Here is a 16002-nt window from a genome sequence, read left to right as displayed (position 1 = left end):
AACCTCCGCAGCACGAGGGTCGACCCGTGCATCGATTAAGCGTACCTTTGGCCCGCGGTTCGAGCGCGCGGCCGGGTCGCCTTCGGTCATGAGTGTGGGGCGGCACCGGGTTGGTGCCGCCCCACATCAGCGAAGCATCACTTGGTGATGTTCTGGTATTCCGGCTTGTTCTGCCAGTTGAACTCCACGTTCTCGACACCCGTGGCCGCGACAGCCGCGACGTTGGTGTTCCAGAGCGGGAGAGCCGGGAGCTCCTTCATGAGGATCCCCTGGGCGTCAGCCAGCAGCTTGGCCTGCTCGTCGCCCTCGGCGCTCAGCGCGTCGGACAGCAGCTTGTCGAACTCCTTGTTGGAGTAGTCGCCGTCGTTCGAGCCGGCACCCGTGCCGAAGATCGGACCGAGGTAGTTGTAGACCGACGGGTAGTCGGGCTGCCAACCGGTACGGAACGCGGTGCCGATCGTGCGGTCGGTGACCTTCGTGCGCAGCTCGGCGAACGTGGCGTAGGCCTTGGGCTGGGCATCGATGCCGAGGTTGTTCTTGAGCTGGTTGGTCAGCGCCTCGACCCATTCCTTGTTGCCCGGGCCGTCACCGTTGTACGCGATGACGAACTTGCCGGACCACGGAGCGATCGCGTCGGCCTCGGACCAGAGCTTCTTGGCCTCATCGGCGTCGAACTCCAGGACCTCGGCACCCTCGATGTCCTCGGTGTACTCGGGCATCAGCTCGGAGCTGAACTCCTTCGCCGGCGAACGCGTGCCGTCGAAGATCTTGTCCGTGATCTCCTTGCGGTTGATCGCGCGGCTCAGGGCCTGGCGACGCAGGTTGCCCTCTTCACCGGAGAAGTGCTCCAGCGACTCGGGGATCGTGATCGTGCTGTTGACCGTGCCGGCCGCCTCGAACGCCTGGACCGAGTCGTCGGTCTTGAACGTCGTGAGGGCGCTCGGCGGAGCCTGGTCGAGCACGTCGAGGTTGCCCGCCTGGACGTCGGAGTAGGCCGAGTCCGGGTTCGTGTAGAACTTGAACGTCACGCCGCCGTTCTTGGCGGGGCGGTTGCCGTCGTAGTCCTCGTTGACGGACATGACGGCCTCGACGTTGTTCTCCCACGAGTCGAGCTTGTAGGGGCCGTTGCCGATCGGGGCCTTGCCGAACGCCGCCATGTCGGCGAACGCGGCCTCGGGCAGCGGGAAGTAGGCCGAGTAGCCCAGACGCAGCGGGAAGAGCGCCTCGGGGTTCTTGAGCGTGACCTCGAAGGTCTTCTCGTCGACGACCTTCAGACCCGACATCTCGGTGCCCTTGTCGAGGATGATGCCCTCGTCGTCGGTGCCCTCGATGGGGTAGTAGAAGTAGGAGGAGAGCTGGGCGTTCTCAGCCGCGGCACCGTAGTTCCACGCCTTGACGAACGACTCGGCCGTGACCGGAGTGCCGTCGGTGAACTGCCAGTCCTTGAGCTTGATCGTCCAGACCTTGTTGTCCTCGGACTCGATCGACTCGGCGACCTCGAGCTCCTGGGAGCCGTCAGCCTTGTACGAGACCAGGCCCGCGTAGATCAGGTCGATGATGTTGCCGCCACCGACCTCGTTCGTGTTGGTCGTGACCAGCGGGTTCTGGGGCTCGGTGCTGTACGCGGTGATGACCGCATCGGTCGAATCCGAACCGCCGTTGTCGTCGTCGCCGCCACTCGAGCAGGCCGCCAGGGTGAGGCTGGCAACTGCGGCGAGGGCGACACCTGCGAGGGCTGAACGCCGAGTTCGCATGTATTTCCTCCTGTGAAGGGCGTACGTGGTGAAAACGTGCAATGTACGCGCGTGATTCATAGGTATCACCTGGAAGGTGTCCCAGCCCACTCCGCGCGGCCGACTTCACCGAACTGCAACCAAACGTCGCAGCCTGTCGTGAGCCCGTGGACGGGGCCTGGGGGAACGACGGCGGCCCCGCTCCCGGGTGGGGGCGGGGCCGCCGAGCGGGGGCTGGATCAGCCCTTGCGCTTGTTGATCTCCTCGGTCGCCTGCGGCAGGACCGACTTGAGGTCACCGACGACGCCGAAGTCGACGAGCTCGAAGATCGGCGCCTCCTCGTCCTTGTTGACCGCGACGATCGTCTTGGACGTCTGCATGCCGGCGCGGTGCTGGATCGCACCGGAGATGCCGTTGGCGACGTACAGCTGCGGCGACACGGTCTTGCCGGTCTGGCCGACCTGGAACGTGTGCGGCTTCCAGCCCGAGTCCACCGCGGCGCGCGAGGCGCCGACAGCCGCACCGAGGGCGTCGGCCAGGGCCTCGACCTCGGTGAAGTCGCCGCCGGTGCCACGACCGCCGGAGACCACGATGGCGGCCTCGGTCAGCTCCGGGCGGCCGGTGGAGACGCGCGGCTCCGAGGCCACGATCTTGACCTGCTTGGCCGAGTCGGGGACGTCGAACGAGACGGCCTCGACGGCACCGGCCCCGGCCGTGGCCTCCGGGGCAGCCGAGTTCGGCTTGACCGCGATGACCGGAGCACCCTTGGTGACCTGCGCGGCGACGGTGAAGTTGCCGGCGAACGCCATCTGGGTGGTGGTGACCGTGCCACCGTCGACGGAGACGTCGACGGCGTCGGTGATCAGGCCGGAGTCGGACTTGAGCGCGACGCGGGCCGCGATCTCCTTGCCCTCCGAGGACGACGGCACGAGCACCGCGGCGGGCGCCTTGTCGGCGACCAGCGCGGCCAGGGCCTCGGCCTTGGGCGCCACGAGGTACTCCTCGAACGCACTGTCGGCGTAGGTGTAGATCTTCTCCGCGCCGTACTCGGTCAGGACGCTGGTGTCGGCGTCGCCGAACACGACGGCCGACGGCTCGCCGATGCGACGGGCGATCGTCAGGAGCTCCAGCGAGGGCTTCGTGACCTTGCCCTGGGGGGCTTCGATCAGAACGAGAACTTCACTCATTGATTCAGGCTCCTACTCACACGAACTTCTTGGACGCGAGGAACTCGACGAGCTTGGTGCCGCCGTCTCCCTCGTCGGTGACGATCTCGCCGGCGGTGCGCGGCGGGCGGGGGGTCGTGGACTCGACCTTGGTCCAGGCGTTGTCGAGGCCGACCTCGGCCGCGTCGATGCCCAGATCAGCCAGGCTCCACTCCTCGACCGGCTTCTTCTTCGCGGCCATGATGCCCTTGAAGGACGGGTAGCGGGCCTCGCCCGTCTGGTCGGTGACCGACACGACGAGCTTGCCGGTGGCCTCGATCTGGTGCGTGGCGGCATCGCCGTCACGACGGATCTTGACCGTGTCGCCGTCGACCGAGATCTCCGATGCGAAGGTGATGGCCGGCAGGCCGAGGCGCTCGGCGACCAGCGTGGGAACGACGCCCATGCCGGCGTCCGTGGAGCCCATGCCGAAGAACACCATGTCGTAGTCGAGCTTCTCGATGGCCTTGGCCAGGACCAGCGACGTCGCGAAGGCGTCGGATCCGGCGATGGCGTCGTCCTCGACGTGGACGCCGGCGTCGGCGCCCATCTGCAGGGCCTTGCGGACCGCGTCCGAGGCGTCGGCGGGGCCGACGGTCAGGACGGTGACCTCACCGTCGCCGGCCTCGACGACCTGCAGGGCCTGCTCGACCGCGTACTCGTCGAGCTCGGACAGAAGCCCGTCGACGTTCTCACGGTCGACAGTGTTATCAGCGTCGAACGTGCGGTCCGCCGTGGCGTCCGGCACGTACTTCACAGCGACAACGATCTTGGTCACGAGGACCCTCCTGTGAATTCGGGGCGCGGGAGACGGTTTGACCACCCGCGAGTTATCGGGTCCACCTTGCCACGCGAAGCAATTCGCGGGTGAGGCGACCCTTCCTGACTTTGATGTTACCGAAAGGTAACGAAGGCCGACATCCCAGCGGCAGTGGGATGGGTCACCTCCCGGTGAAGGTGGCCTTGCCGGGCCCGTTCTCCACGAAGGAGCGCATGCCGTCGGACTGGTCCTGCGTCGCGAACAGCGCGCTGAAGCCGGCCCGCTCGATCTCCAGACCCGTCTGCAGGTCGACCTCCAGGCCGCGGTCGACGACGTCCTTGGCCGTGCGCAGCGCGATCGACGGCCCGCCGACGAACTGCGACGCCCATGCCACGGCCCGGTCGTGGACCTCGGCGGCCGGCAGCACCTCGTCGACGAGGCCGAGGGCGAGCGCCTCGTCGGCACCGACGAACCGGCCGGTGTAGATGAGGTCCTTGGCCTTCGAGGGACCGATCAGGCGGGCCAGGCGCTGGGTGCCGCCCGCGCCGGGGATGATGCCGAGCAGGATCTCGGGCTGGCCGAGCTTGGCGTCGTCGGCGCAGAAGCGCAGGTCGGTGGCCAGCGCCAGCTCGAGCCCGCCACCGAGGGCGAACCCCGTGATGGCCGAGACCGTCGGCTTGCCGATCGCGGCGACGGCCCGTGTGAAGTCCTGCAGCAGGTGTCCGTGGCGGAACATCTCGGGGTAGCCCATGTCGGCCATCTCCTTGACGTCCGCACCCGCGGCGAAGACCCGCTCGCCGCCCCACACCACCACCGCGGCGACGTCGTCGCGGCGATCGGCCTCGCGAGCCGCCTCCAGCAGCTCGGTCTGGACCCGCGCGTCGAGCGCGTTCATCTTGGGCCGGTCGAGGCGGATCGTGCCGACGCCGTCGGTCACTTCGAGTCGGACGAATTCGGCCATGATGGAGCCTCCTGTGTGGGTTGGGGCGAGCATAGGACAGCGTCGGGACGGCGAGCCGAGGGCCCGGAGCGGCTCGCCCGCGAGGCGATACGTCCGCCAGTCGGCCAGGTCCACGGCGCCGAGAGCCTCGTAGAACTCGATCGACGGGGTGTTCCAGTCGAGCACCTGCCACTGCAGGCGGCTGTAGCCCCGTTCGACGCACACCTGCGCCAGTCGGGCCAGCAGCGCGTGACCGAGTCCGGTGCCGCGCTGCGCCGGGTCGACGAAGAGGTCCTCGAGGTAGATCCCGTGCACCCCGTCCCACGTGGAGAAGTTGAGGAACCACACCGCCAGGCCGACGACCGCGCCGTCCACCTCGGCGACGTGCGCGAACAGTGCGGGCCGCTCGCCGAAGAGCCGCTCGTGGAGCATCGGCTCGGTCAGCACGCACTGCTCGGGAGCGCGCTCGTACGCCGCGAGGTCGTGGACGAGGCGCACCATCGCGGCGACGTCGTCGGGGGTGGCGGGGCGGATCCGCGGATCGGTCATGGGCCCGATTCCATCACGACGGCCGGTAGCCTCGGCCAGGTGACCGAGCCTGCCGACTCCTCCCCCACCCTGCGCGACGACGACCTGGTGCTGGAGCCCACGTCCGGTGCCGACGACCTGCACGGCTTCGCGGTGCTCCACGAGGGCGAGCGCATCGGCACGGTGGCGCTGCAGAGCGCCCACGGCAAGGCGGGCCGACGGCTCGGGACGATGCGCTGGAACCTCTCCTCCGCGCCGGGGGCCATGGTGGCCAGCCGAGCCCTGCGGCTGGGCGTGGGGTACGCCTTCGACCAGCTCGGATGGACGCGGATCGAGGCTCGGGTCCCTGCCGACGACGCGCTGGGCCAGCGCGCCGCGTCGATCGCCGGGCTGCGGCGCGAGGGCATCGCGCGGTCGCCCGGGGGCGAGCCCGACCTCGTGCTGCTCGGGCGGATCGTCGACGACCCGCCCGCCTTCAGCCGCGACGGCTTCGTGGCCATCCTCAACGCCGGACTCCCCCGCAAGCGCGTGATCGGCCAGGGCATCCTGCGCGACCGCGACGGGCGCGTCCTGCTGTGCGAGCTGACGTACAAGCGCGAGTGGGACCTGCCCGGAGGCGTGGTCGAGGTCGGCGAGAGCCCCGCCACCGGCCTCGTGCGCGAGCTGGAGGAGGAGCTCGGCATCACGGTCGAGGTCGAGGGCCTCGTGACGATGAACTGGCTCCCTGCATGGAGCCGCTGGGACGACGCGTGCCTGTTCGTGTTCGACCTCGGCGTCGTCGACGCCGAGCTGGTCGAGCAGATGGTCCTGCAGCGCACCGAGATCGCGGCCGTGCACTGGTGCGACCTCGACACGGTGCGCGAGCGCGCCACGCTGGCTACCACGGAGCTGCTCGAGTCGCTCGCCGACGCGCCGCTGCCCGCCTACCGCGAGGCGCCGCGCCAGCCCGACCCCGTGCGCGACCAGGCGCGCTGACCGCTCAGAAGAGAGCGGCGGCCAGGGAGCGACGGGCCAGCGCCACGCGAGGATCGGCCAGACCGACCACCGTGAACAGCTCGAGCAGGTGCTCGCGGACCCGGTCGCGGTCGTCCTCCGCCGTGCGCTTGACGAGCTCGATGAGTCGCAGGAAGGCGTCCTCGACGTGTCCGCCGGTGACGTCGAGATCGGCCACCAGCAGCTGGGCGTCGACGTCGTCCGGGGCGTCGGCTGCGGCCTGCCGCGCCTGCTGCAGGTCGGCGCCGGCCACGCGCGCGTAGAGCCTCGTGGCCGCCAGCCGCTCGGCCACCTCGGTGTCGCCGGGGGTCTGCGCCAGCAGCGCCTCGTACTCGGCGATCGCGGCGTCGAAGTCGCCGCGGGAGTAGGCCTCGTCGGCGGCGGCGAAGCGCGGGTCGTCCTCGGCCTCGTCGGGGGCCTCGACGGGAGCGCCCCCGGACGGCTGGGCACGGCCGTTCAGGCCGTTCTGCTGCGCGAGCCTCACGAGCTCGTCGAAGAACCGCTTCACCTCGGCGTCGTCCACCGTGCCCTGGAACAGCGGCACGGGCCGGCCCTGCACGAGGCCCACCACGAACGGCACGGCCTGCACCTGCAGCGCCTGGGCGATGCCGGGGTTGGTGTCCGCGTCGACCTTCGCGAGTTGCAGCGCTCCGCCGTACGCGGACGTGGCCCGCGCGAGGACCTCGTTGAACTCGACGCTCTGCGGGGAGCGGGGCGACCAGACGCTCAGCACGACGAGGTGCTGCATCGAGGACTCGACCACCTGCTGGAAGTCGGCCTCGGTGACGTCGATGACGTAGACCGCTCCCTCGGGAGCGGGAGCGCCCCCGCCGGACGGGGTCGTGGGACGCGGCGTGGCCAGCGAGGAAAGGTCGAACGCACCGGGCTGCGAGAAGCTCATGGCGACAGTCTAGGAAGCCCGGTCACAGGCCGCGGATCGGCTCGGTCCGTTCACCCTCGTCGGGCCCGCCGGCCAGCGGCCTGTCGTGCCTCGCGGCCATCATCCGCTCACGCCGGCGGTTCTCCCGGTTCACGGCGTTGTTGATCTCACGGTCGACCGCCAGGATGTCCGGCACGAACTTGATCTCGCGCAGTCCCTGCTCCTGCGCGGCCGACTCGAAGACGAAGTGGCCGTAGCCGAGGGCGCGGCCCCACATCGTGCGCGTCATCGTCATGTCGAGGATGCGGTTGATCGGCATCGTCGCGCCCCGCGCGGTCAGCCCCCCGCTGAGCCGCACGACCCGCCAGTTCGTGACGACGAAGACGTCGCGCCACTCCACGAACGCGCGCACGGCCGCCGCGGCCGTGACGGCGAGGGACGCGAGCCACAGCGCCTGGGCCGGACCGGAGTTCCAGTGGAACAGCAGGACCACGAGGCAGCCGAAGGAGGCCAGCGCGGCGGCGGGCAGGGTCCAGTAGACGGCCACGTGCTTGGGCACGATCTGCAGGACACGCTCGCCGCTGCGGGGATTGAGGCGCTGATTCAGCGCGACGTGGTTCTCAGGGTCGGGGAACGGCTCGCGCAGGCGTCGCCAGAACCGCGACGTGACCGGCGGGGGCGCCATCTCGATCGCTGGTCTCTCGGTCATGACGAGGTCCTCACAGGAGCTCGGACACGAACACCCCGACCTGTCCGAATGCGCCGATGGCTGCGTCGAAGGCCCCACGAACGGCCGTCGCGGCGTCCTCAGGCGTGCTGAACAGGTAGTAGAGCCCGAAGCCCACCACGAAAAGGATCACTGCCTTCTTCACCACGCGCACATGTCTACCGGAATCGCGGGCCCGAACCGGGGACGCCGCGCGGAAGACTTCTACGCGTCGGATTCGGCCAGCAGGGTGTCGGCAGCCGAGAACGGGTCGATGTCGCCGGCGAAGGCGCGGGCGGCGAGTGCGTCGAGCTCTTCGCCCCCGTCGACGACGAAGCGGCGCCGCACCTGGTCGAGGGCGATCGCCTGGATCTCTCGACGCAGGCGATCGGTGCGCCGGCGCGCCAGCTGGCCGGAGGCACGCAGGTGGGAGGCATGCTCCTGCAGGTGGTCGACCAGCTCCGGGACTCCGGTGCCCTCGGTGGCCACGGTGAGGTCGATCGGACGCTTCCAACCGTCCTGGCGGTCGGACATCGACAGCATGGTGCGCAGCTCACGGCGCGTGGTGGAGGCTCCGTCCCGGTCGGCCTTGTTGATGCAGAAGATGTCGCCGATCTCGAGGATCCCGGCCTTGGCGGCCTGGATGCCGTCGCCCATGCCGGGCGCCAGCAGCACGACGGTGGTGTCGGCCAGCCCGGCGACCTCGACCTCGGACTGCCCGACGCCGACGGTCTCGAGCAGAATCACGTCGCAGCCGGCCGCGTCGAGGACGCGGATGGCGTGGGGCGTGGCCCACGACAGGCCGCCGAGATGGCCCCGGCTGGCCATCGACCGGATGTAGACGTCGGGGTCGGTGGCGTGGTCCTGCATCCGGATGCGGTCGCCCAGCAGCGCTCCCCCGCTGAAGGGCGAGGTGGGATCGACCGCGAGGACGCCGACGCGACGGCCGCGGGCGCGCAGCTCGGTGACCAAGGCCGACGTGGTGGTCGACTTGCCCACGCCGGGCGAGCCGGTGAGGCCGATCACGTGGGCGCCGCCGACGAGCGGGGCCAGCGCCGCGCTGACCTCACGCAGGTGGTCGGACTCGGTCTCGACGAGGGTGATCAGACGCGCCACCGACCTGGCCTCGCCGGCTTGCGCCCGCGAGACCAGGTCGGTGACGTCGACGTTCCTGGGACTCAACTCCGCAGATTCGGGTGAGGGCCGATCAGGCCTGCGGGACCCGGATGATCAGGGCGTCGCCCTGGCCGCCGCCGCCACACAGCGCGGCCGCACCGGTGCCGCCACCGCGACGCTGGAGCTCCAGCGCGAGGTGAAGGACGATGCGCGCACCGCTCATGCCGATCGGGTGGCCGAGCGCGATGGCGCCGCCGTTGACGTTGACCTTGTCCTCGCTGACGCCGAGCTTCTCGGCCGAGACGATGCCGACCGCGGCGAAGGCCTCGTTCAGCTCGAACAGGTCGATGTCCGCGACGTCGATGCCCTGCTTCTGCGCCGCCTTGGCGATGGCGTTGGCCGGCTGCTCCTGCAGCGTGGAGTCGGGGCCCGAGACGTTGCCGTGGGCGCCGATCTCGGCGAGCCACGTCAGGCCCAGCTCCTCGGCCTTGGCCTTGCTCATGACGACCACGGCGCAGGCGCCGTCGGAGATCTGGCTGGCCGTGCCCGCGGTGATCGTGCCCTCCTTGGAGAACGCGGGACGCAGGCGGCCGAGCGACTCGGCCGTGGTGTCGCCGCGGACGCCCTCGTCGGCGCTGACGACGACCGGGTCGCCCTTGCGCTGCGGGATCTCGACCGGGACGATCTCGTCGTCGAACACGCCGTTCTTCTGCGCCGCGGCGGCGAGCTGGTGCGAGCGGGCGCCGAAGGTGTCCTGAGCCTCACGCGACAGCGTGTCGGTGGCGGCGTTGCGCTGCTCGGTGAGCGAGCCCATCGCCTGGTCGGTGAGCGCGTCCCACAGGCCGTCGTACTCCATGTGGTCGAGCATCGTGACCTTGCCGTACTTGTGACCGTCGCGCGAGCCCGTCAGCAGGTGGGGCGCCTGGGTCATCGACTCCTGGCCGCCGGCGACGACGATGTCGTACTCGCCGGCGCGGATCAGCTGGTCGGCCAGGGCGATCGCGTTGATGCCCGAGAGGCACACCTTGTTGATGGTGATCGCGGGGACGTCCAGCGGAATGCCGCCCTTGAACGCGGCCTGGCGGGCGGGAACCTGACCGGCTCCGGCTCCGAGGACCTGGCCCATGATCACGTAGTCGACCTGGTCGCCGTTGATGCCGGCCCGGTCGAGGGCGCCCTTGATCGCGACGCCGCCCAGGTCGGAGCCGGACAGGGTCTTGAGGCCGCCCTGCAGGCGGCCGATCGGGGTCCGTGCCCCGGCGACGATGACGGAAGTGGTCATGAAACGTGCTCCTTCGGTGCGTGCGTTGGGGTCACTGTACCCATGGGTACGGAGTGCCTGACCGGACGTGGGTCACCTCACATCACGGGGGTGAGCTCGGGCTCGGGCCCGAAGCGGAATCGGCGCCCGCTGATCTCGCTGACGTCGATGACGACGAGGTTGTACTTGAGCGTCGGTACCCAGGAGTGCAGGTCGGCCAGGTCGAGCTCCTGCGCCTGCGCCTCGGTCTCGATCTTGCGGGCGGTGCCCTTCAGGACGACGCTCGTGGCGCCCTCCGCCGTGACCTCGTCGACCTCGAAGGCGACGTGGCCGTCCAGCACGACGCCCATGAGCTTGGTGCCCTCGGCCGTGCGGAAGGCGATGCGGCGCCCGGCCAGGGCGTAGTTGACGGGGAAGATCTCAGGCTGTCCCAGGACCGTCAGCGCCAGCCGCCCGAACGTGTGGTCGGCGACGAAGTCCCACGGCTCGTTTCCCGTCATCTCGGTGATCGCGGTGGTGTCCATACCCCATTGTCACCCCGGGAGCGGTCCACGCGCAGGGCCCGCCGAGCCCGTACTAGGCTGCCCGGCATGACCAGCGAATCGCTCGTTCCGGGCCACCTGCTCACCGCCATCGATCACGTCGGCATCGCCGTCCACGACCTCGACGACGCCATCGAGTTCTACTCGCGCGTGTTCGGCCTCGAGTCGATCCACGAGGAGGTCAACGAGGAGCAGGGCGTCCGCGAGGCGATGCTCGCCGTCGGCGACTCCGGCTCGTGCATCCAGCTGCTGGCCCCGCTGAGCGAGGAGTCCACGATCGCCAAGTACCTGGACCGCAACGGACCGGGCGTGCAGCAGTTGGCGTACCGTGTCACCGACATCGACGCGGTCTCGACCACCCTGCGCGACCGCGGCGTGCGCCTCCTGTACGACACCCCCAAGCGGGGCACGTCCGACAGTCGCGTCAACTTCGTTCACCCGAAGGACGCCGGAGGCGTCCTCGTCGAGCTCGTCGAGCCCGCCGCCACGCACTGATCGGCTCGCGGACCCCGACCCCACTCCGGCTCGCGGGACAAGTTTCCCGCCAGTAACATCACCGCAGACCACCTGCAATACCGACGCGAAGGATCCCCCGTGCAGCACATCCTCGACGCCATCATGTCCGGCGACCGCACCGCAGAGACGTACCAGAACCTCGAGCTCCCCGAGACCTACCGGGGCATCACCGTCCACAAGGACGAGCAGAACATGTTCGAGGGCGTGGCCACCCGGGACAAGGACCCGCGCAAGAGCCTGCACCTCGACGACGTCCCCCTCCCGGAGCTGGCTCCGGGCGAGGCCCTCGTCGCCGTCATGGCCAGCGCGATCAACTACAACACGGTGTGGACCTCGATCTTCGAGCCCGTCTCGACGTTCGGGTTCCTCGAGCGCTACGGCCGTCTCTCGGAGTACACGAAGCGCCACGACCTGCCGTACCACGTGGTCGGCTCCGACCTCGCCGGCGTCGTGCTGCGCACGGGCCCGGGCGTCAACGCCTGGAAGCCCGGCCAGGAGGTCGTCGCACACTGCCTGTCGGTCGAGCTCGAGAGCCCCGACGGCCACGACGACACGATGATGGACCCGCAGCAGCGCATCTGGGGCTTCGAGACGAACTTCGGCGGCCTGGCCGAGCTGGCCATCGTGAAGTCGAACCAGCTCATGCCCAAGCCCGCGCACCTGACGTGGGAGGAGGCGGCCTCGCCCGGCCTCGTGAACTCCACCGCGTACCGCCAGCTGGTGAGCAAGAACGGCGCCAACATGAAGCAGGGCGACGTCGTGCTGATCTGGGGCGCCTCGGGCGGCCTGGGCTCCTACGCCACGCAGATGGCCCTCAACGGTGGAGCCATCCCGGTGTGCGTCGTCTCCAGCCCCGACAAGGCCGAGATCGTGCGCTCGCTGGGCGCCGAGCACATCATCGACCGCTCGGCCGAGGGCTACAAGTTCTGGAAGGACGAGCACAACCAGGACCCCAAGGAGTGGCAGCGCTTCGGCAAGAAGATCCGTGAGCTCACCGGCGGCGAGGACCCGGACATCGTGTTCGAGCACCCGGGCCGCGAGACCTTCGGCGCCAGCGTCTACGTCACGCGCAAGGGCGGCACGATCATCACCTGCGCGTCGACCTCGGGCTACATGCACCAGTACGACAACCGGTACCTGTGGATGAACCTGAAGAACATCAAGAGCTCGCACTTCGCGAACTACCGCGAGGCCTACGAGGCCAACCGCCTCATCGACAAGGGCCTCATCCACCCGACCGTGTCGAAGGTGTACAAGCTCGAGGACACCGGCCAGGCCGCGCTCGACGTGCACCACAACAAGCACCAGGGCAAGGTCGGCGTGCTGACGCTGGCGCCCGAGGAGGGCCTGGGCGTCACTGACGAGGAGAAGCGCGCCAAGTACCTCACGGAGATCAACCGCTTCCGCGGCATCTGATCGCCGACATGACGCGAGTCCGCGGGCTGGATGCCGCTCGTGGACTCGCGCTCGTGGGCATGGTGGTCGCCCACCTCGACACCCGGATCGACTTCGATCCGGGTGTCGCTGCGTCCTGGCGGCATGTGGGCGACGGGCGTGCCGCCGTGCTGTTCGTCGTCGTCGCCGGGTTCTCGCTCGCGCTCACCACCGGCGGGACACGGCCCCACGTTGGCGAACGCCTCGCCGACGACCGGCTGGCCATCTTCGTGCGCGCCGCGGTGCTGGCCGCACTCGGCGCCTTCCTCAGCGCCCTCGGCACCCCCGTGGCCGTCATCCTGGCCTCGTACGCCGTGTACTTCGTGGCGGCGCTGCCGTTCCTGCGAGCGCCCGTGCCGGTGCTGATCGGCGTCGGCTCGGTGCTCGGCATCGCCGGCCCCGTGATCATCGCGTGGCTCGTGGAACGGGTGCCCGAGCTGACCACCAGCCCGATCGGCGAGCTGTTCGTCGGCATGCCCTATCCCGCGATCCAGTGGACCGGCTTCCTGCTCGTCGGGCTGGGCCTGGGCCGCCTGCGGATCGGCCGGTCCACCCTGCTCGCCCTCGGCTTCGTGGGTCTCGGAGTCGGCATCCTCCTGCACCAGCTCATGCTCGATCTCCTGCAGCGCACGCTCGCCGACCCCGCCGCTCGCGAGAGCCTCGTCCTGACCACCCTGACGTCGGACCACCGCTCGCAGAACCCGGTGGAGGCGGCGTCCGTCCTGGCGATCTGCGTCGCCGTGTTGGCCCTGCTGATCGCCCTCACGCCGCAGGCGCGCGGACTGACGTATCCCCTGGAGTCGGTCGGGCGCATGGCGCTGACGCTCTACGTGGGCCACATCGTGGCCTACTGGGCCGCGATCCAGGTCGACCCCGCGCTCGAGTCCGGCTCGGGCGCGCTGGCCCTGTGGACGCTCGGGGTCGCCTTCGTCGCAGCGAGCCTGTGGTTCCTGCGCTTCTCCCGGGGGCCGCTCGAGTGGGCACTGCACCGGATCGTGCGGGCCACCCTGGGACCGCGCGACGGCCTCAGCGCGGCTGGTCCCTGAACACCGCCGTGGTGCGGTCGGCGTAGGCCGAGGAGTCGGCACGCTCCATCGGACCGTCCCACTCGCGCGGCAACGGCACCTGGGCCTGCGGGTTGAGGCGGCTCACGATCTCGTCGAGCACGCGCTCGGTGTCGCCCACCCAGAGGTGCTTGGCGCCGTCCACGGCGATCACCTCGGCCTGCGGGACCGCAGCGAAGCGCTCGCGCGCCTCGACGGGCCGGAGGTAGTCGTCCAGCTCCGGGACCAGCGCCGTGAGGGGACGGCCGTCGGCGGCCCACGCCTCGAGGTGCTCGGGCCGACTGAACCGCAGGGGCGGCGACAGCAGGATGGCGCCGGCCACGTCGGGCTCGAGCCCGTACATGAGGGTCAGGTCGGTCCCGAAGGACCAGCCGACCATCCACACGTTCGGCAGCTCGGTGAACTCGGCGTACTCGATCGCCGCGGCGACGTCGAAGCGCTCGCCCTCGGCCCGGTCGAACTCGCCCTCGCTGCGTCCTCGCACGCTCTCGGTGCCCCGCGTGTTGAACCGCAGCACCGCGATGTCGGCCAGGGCGGGCAGGCGGTAGGACGCCTTGCGGAAGACGTGGCTGTCCATCATCCCGCCGTGGGTGGGCAGCGGGTGCAGGCAGATCATCGTGGCGACGGGATCACGATCGGCGGGCAGCGCCAGCTCCCCCACCAGCGTCAGTCCGGCGGCGGTCGTGAGCTCGATGTCCTCGCGTCGGGCGGGAAGCACCGACGATCCCGTGATCTTCACACGTCCATCCTGCCCGAGCCGGTGACGCGGCGACGGGCGGCCGTCAGGACTGCCGCTGCCAGCAGTGCTGGTGCCAGTGGCGGCGCTCGTTGATCCCGTCGGACTCCAGCAGGCTCGGCACGTCGGGCCACACCACGAAGTGCGGGGTCGACGGCGGGATCAGCTGGTCGCAGCCGGGGCAGCGGTACGCCGACGAGGACGTGGCGCCGGTGATGAAGCGCTGCCAGAAGTCGCCGGCGCGGCGGTGGACGAGCTCCTCACGCCGAGCCGGGGGCTCGCGACGGGCGGCCCGGGCGGCGGCTGCCTTGCGACGCGACATGGCCCCGATCGTACCGATCGGGGCCATGCGCGAGCTGCGTGCGGGTGCTGCTCAGTAGGTGTGGAAGCCAGCCTTGGTCTTGCGGCCCAGCCGGCCCTCGGCGACGACCTTCTTCAGCGACTCGGCGGGCTGCCAGCCCTCGTGGCCGAACGTGTCGACGAGCGTCTGCTGGATCGCCAGCGAGACGTCGTTGCCGACCACGTCGAGCAGCTCGAACGGGCCCATCGGCAGCTTGGTCTCCTTCATGGCGGCGTCGATCTGCTCCATGGAGGCCGCACCGGACTCCTGCAGCAGGATGGCGTCGTTCAGGTAGGGGAACAGCAGCGCGTTGACGATGAAGCCCGCGCGGTCGCCGCACGAGACGGGGTGCTTGCCGGTGGCCAGGCACAGGGCGCGCACCGTCTCGTCGACGTCGGGGTCGGTGACCTCGGTGGTGACGACCTCGACCAGCTTCATGACCGGAGCGGGGTTGAAGAAGTGCATGCCGATGACATCGGCCGGGCGAGCCGTGGCGTCGGCGCACGCCCGGATCGACAGCGAGGAGGTGGTGGTGGCCAGGATCGCGCCCGGCTTGCAGACGCGGTCGAGGTCGCGGAACAGCTGGAGCTTGATGTCGAGGTCCTCGGCGATCGCCTCGACGACGAGGTCGACGTCGGCGAGCGCCTCGCGCTCGGTGGCTCCGGTGAGACGGCCGAGCACGGCGTCCTTGCCGGCCTCGTCGAGCTTGCCGCGCGCGACGGCGCGGTCGAGGTTCTTCGTCACGTAGGCGACGACGCCGTCGAGCTTCTCCTGCGAGCGACCGACGTAGACGACGTCGTAGCCCGCCTGCGCGAAGACCTGGGCGATGCCCGAGGCCATCGTGCCGGTGCCGACGACGCCGACCGAGGCGACGGGGCGCTTGACCTCGGGCACGGGGGTGCCGTCGGCGCCCTCGCCGGAGAACGAGGCGCCGGAGTCGGCGATCTCGACCAGCGCGGGGGCCGGGCGGTGCAGCGGGTCACCGGTCTGGGCGAACTGCTCGGAGAGACCGTCGACGACCGTCTTCGCGCCGAGTGCGTCGATCAGGGCCAGCGGACCGATCGGGTAGCCGCAGCCGAAGCGCATGCCCGCATCGATGTCGGCTGCCGTCGCGTAGCCGTCGCCGTACATCGTCGCGGCGTGGTTCAGGTACGGGAAGAGCAGGGTCCGCGCGATGCGGCCCTTCTCGTCGTCGGCGGTGATGCTATCGACGATCTCTGCCATCAGATTCTCCTTGGAGGCTTGGCC

At 70.0% G+C, this 16002-nt stretch carries 17 protein-coding genes; 4 read left to right on the top strand and 13 right to left on the bottom strand.

From position 1 onward, the window contains the following. Positions 1–137 precede the first annotated feature (137 nt). From H1W00_RS14900 to H1W00_RS17220, 4 genes are all read right to left on the bottom strand, one after another. Positions 138–1754, bottom strand: a complete 1617-nt coding sequence (locus tag H1W00_RS14900; protein WP_181756599.1) for a peptide ABC transporter substrate-binding protein — start codon at positions 1752–1754, stop codon at positions 138–140. Positions 1755–1972: 218 nt separating this feature from the next. Beyond that, the gene (locus tag H1W00_RS14895) at positions 1973–2920 is read right to left on the bottom strand and encodes an electron transfer flavoprotein subunit alpha/FixB family protein (protein ID WP_181756598.1); all 948 of its coding nucleotides are present in this window, start codon (positions 2918–2920) and stop codon (positions 1973–1975) included. 16 nt (positions 2921–2936) lie between these two features. Next, positions 2937–3716, bottom strand: a complete 780-nt coding sequence (locus H1W00_RS14890; RefSeq protein ID WP_078700548.1) for an electron transfer flavoprotein subunit beta/FixA family protein — start codon at positions 3714–3716, stop codon at positions 2937–2939. A 163-nt stretch (positions 3717–3879) separates the two neighbouring features. Continuing rightward, on the bottom strand, positions 3880–5187 hold the full coding sequence (locus H1W00_RS17220) for a GNAT family N-acetyltransferase (RefSeq protein ID WP_181756597.1): 1308 nt from the start codon (positions 5185–5187) through the stop codon (positions 3880–3882). Between the two features lie 39 nt (positions 5188–5226). Here H1W00_RS17220 and H1W00_RS16285 point away from each other — a divergent pair, with 39 nt between their 5' ends. Then, positions 5227–6141 carry an NUDIX domain-containing protein gene (locus tag H1W00_RS16285; RefSeq protein ID WP_206680092.1) on the top strand — a complete coding sequence of 305 codons (915 nt, stop codon included), beginning with the start codon at positions 5227–5229 and terminating at the stop codon, positions 6139–6141. Positions 6142–6145: 4 nt separating this feature from the next. Here the strand turns inward: H1W00_RS16285 and H1W00_RS14875 are convergent, their stop codons facing one another. The 6 genes from H1W00_RS14875 to H1W00_RS14850 all read right to left on the bottom strand — a co-directional run bounded on the left by H1W00_RS14875 (position 6146) and on the right by H1W00_RS14850 (position 10646). After that, complete coding sequence (locus H1W00_RS14875; RefSeq protein ID WP_181756596.1) at positions 6146–7060, bottom strand: tetratricopeptide repeat protein; 915 nt, start codon at positions 7058–7060, stop codon at positions 6146–6148. A 22-nt stretch (positions 7061–7082) separates the two neighbouring features. Next, on the bottom strand, positions 7083–7748 hold the full coding sequence (locus tag H1W00_RS14870; protein ID WP_241733213.1) for a PH domain-containing protein: 666 nt from the start codon (positions 7746–7748) through the stop codon (positions 7083–7085). A gap of 10 nt (positions 7749–7758) precedes the next feature. Beyond that, the gene (locus H1W00_RS14865) at positions 7759–7914 is read right to left on the bottom strand and encodes a hypothetical protein (protein ID WP_181756595.1); all 156 of its coding nucleotides are present in this window, start codon (positions 7912–7914) and stop codon (positions 7759–7761) included. Positions 7915–7970: 56 nt separating this feature from the next. After that, the gene (gene meaB, locus H1W00_RS14860) at positions 7971–8927 is read right to left on the bottom strand and encodes a methylmalonyl Co-A mutase-associated GTPase MeaB (protein ID WP_181756594.1); all 957 of its coding nucleotides are present in this window, start codon (positions 8925–8927) and stop codon (positions 7971–7973) included. A 25-nt stretch (positions 8928–8952) separates the two neighbouring features. Continuing rightward, the gene (locus tag H1W00_RS14855) at positions 8953–10143 is read right to left on the bottom strand and encodes an acetyl-CoA C-acetyltransferase (protein ID WP_181756593.1); all 1191 of its coding nucleotides are present in this window, start codon (positions 10141–10143) and stop codon (positions 8953–8955) included. A gap of 77 nt (positions 10144–10220) precedes the next feature. Beyond that, complete coding sequence (locus H1W00_RS14850) at positions 10221–10646, bottom strand: pyridoxamine 5'-phosphate oxidase family protein (protein ID WP_181756592.1); 426 nt, start codon at positions 10644–10646, stop codon at positions 10221–10223. A gap of 66 nt (positions 10647–10712) precedes the next feature. On the opposite strand from H1W00_RS14850, the gene mce reads away from it, so the two are divergent. The 3 genes from mce to H1W00_RS14835 all read left to right on the top strand — a co-directional run bounded on the left by mce (position 10713) and on the right by H1W00_RS14835 (position 13660). Next, positions 10713–11159, top strand: a complete 447-nt coding sequence (gene mce, locus H1W00_RS14845; protein WP_181756591.1) for a methylmalonyl-CoA epimerase — start codon at positions 10713–10715, stop codon at positions 11157–11159. A gap of 99 nt (positions 11160–11258) precedes the next feature. Beyond that, positions 11259–12596, top strand: coding sequence for a crotonyl-CoA carboxylase/reductase (gene ccrA / locus H1W00_RS14840; RefSeq protein WP_286929119.1), 1338 nt, complete (start codon positions 11259–11261; stop codon positions 12594–12596). A gap of 8 nt (positions 12597–12604) precedes the next feature. Then, positions 12605–13660, top strand: a complete 1056-nt coding sequence (locus H1W00_RS14835; RefSeq protein ID WP_181756590.1) for a DUF418 domain-containing protein — start codon at positions 12605–12607, stop codon at positions 13658–13660. Here the strand turns inward: H1W00_RS14835 and H1W00_RS14830 are convergent. The 3 genes from H1W00_RS14830 to H1W00_RS14820 are packed head-to-tail and all read right to left on the bottom strand — an operon-like array spanning position 13641 to position 15978. After that, positions 13641–14417, bottom strand: a complete 777-nt coding sequence (locus tag H1W00_RS14830; RefSeq protein WP_181756589.1) for an alpha/beta hydrolase — start codon at positions 14415–14417, stop codon at positions 13641–13643. The two genes, H1W00_RS14835 and H1W00_RS14830, sit on opposite strands and share 20 nt — an antisense overlap. Positions 14418–14460: 43 nt before the next feature. Further along, on the bottom strand, positions 14461–14736 hold the full coding sequence (locus H1W00_RS14825; protein WP_153303015.1) for a hypothetical protein: 276 nt from the start codon (positions 14734–14736) through the stop codon (positions 14461–14463). A 51-nt stretch (positions 14737–14787) separates the two neighbouring features. Beyond that, positions 14788–15978, bottom strand: a complete 1191-nt coding sequence (locus H1W00_RS14820) for a 3-hydroxyacyl-CoA dehydrogenase NAD-binding domain-containing protein (protein WP_181756588.1) — start codon at positions 15976–15978, stop codon at positions 14788–14790. Between the last annotated feature and the right edge of the window lie 24 nt (positions 15979–16002).

Source organism: Aeromicrobium phoceense (genome assembly GCF_013868155.1).
Lineage (GTDB): Bacteria > Actinomycetota > Actinomycetes > Propionibacteriales > Nocardioidaceae > Aeromicrobium > Aeromicrobium phoceense.
This window is presented reverse-complemented; position numbering and strand designations above follow the sequence as displayed.

What these genes read in the sequence shown, in the direction of transcription:
- H1W00_RS14900 (WP_181756599.1), bottom strand. Translation starts at nt 1,754, where the DNA reads ATGCGAACTCGGCGTTCAGCCCTCGCAGGTGTCGCCCTCGCCGCAGTT.
- H1W00_RS14895 (WP_181756598.1), bottom strand. Translation starts at nt 2,920, where the DNA reads ATGAGTGAAGTTCTCGTTCTGATCGAAGCCCCCCAGGGCAAGGTCACG.
- H1W00_RS17220 (WP_181756597.1), bottom strand. Translation starts at nt 5,187, where the DNA reads ATGACCGATCCGCGGATCCGCCCCGCCACCCCCGACGACGTCGCCGCG.
- H1W00_RS14875 (WP_181756596.1), bottom strand. Translation starts at nt 7,060, where the DNA reads ATGAGCTTCTCGCAGCCCGGTGCGTTCGACCTTTCCTCGCTGGCCACG.
- H1W00_RS14870 (WP_241733213.1), bottom strand. Translation starts at nt 7,748, where the DNA reads ATGACCGAGAGACCAGCGATCGAGATGGCGCCCCCGCCGGTCACGTCG.
- H1W00_RS14855 (WP_181756593.1), bottom strand. Translation starts at nt 10,143, where the DNA reads ATGACCACTTCCGTCATCGTCGCCGGGGCACGGACCCCGATCGGCCGC.
- H1W00_RS14850 (WP_181756592.1), bottom strand. Translation starts at nt 10,646, where the DNA reads ATGGACACCACCGCGATCACCGAGATGACGGGAAACGAGCCGTGGGAC.
- mce (WP_181756591.1), top strand. Translation starts at nt 10,713, where the DNA reads ATGACCAGCGAATCGCTCGTTCCGGGCCACCTGCTCACCGCCATCGAT.
- H1W00_RS14835 (WP_181756590.1), top strand. Translation starts at nt 12,605, where the DNA reads ATGACGCGAGTCCGCGGGCTGGATGCCGCTCGTGGACTCGCGCTCGTG.
- H1W00_RS14825 (WP_153303015.1), bottom strand. Translation starts at nt 14,736, where the DNA reads ATGTCGCGTCGCAAGGCAGCCGCCGCCCGGGCCGCCCGTCGCGAGCCC.
- H1W00_RS14820 (WP_181756588.1), bottom strand. Translation starts at nt 15,978, where the DNA reads ATGGCAGAGATCGTCGATAGCATCACCGCCGACGACGAGAAGGGCCGC.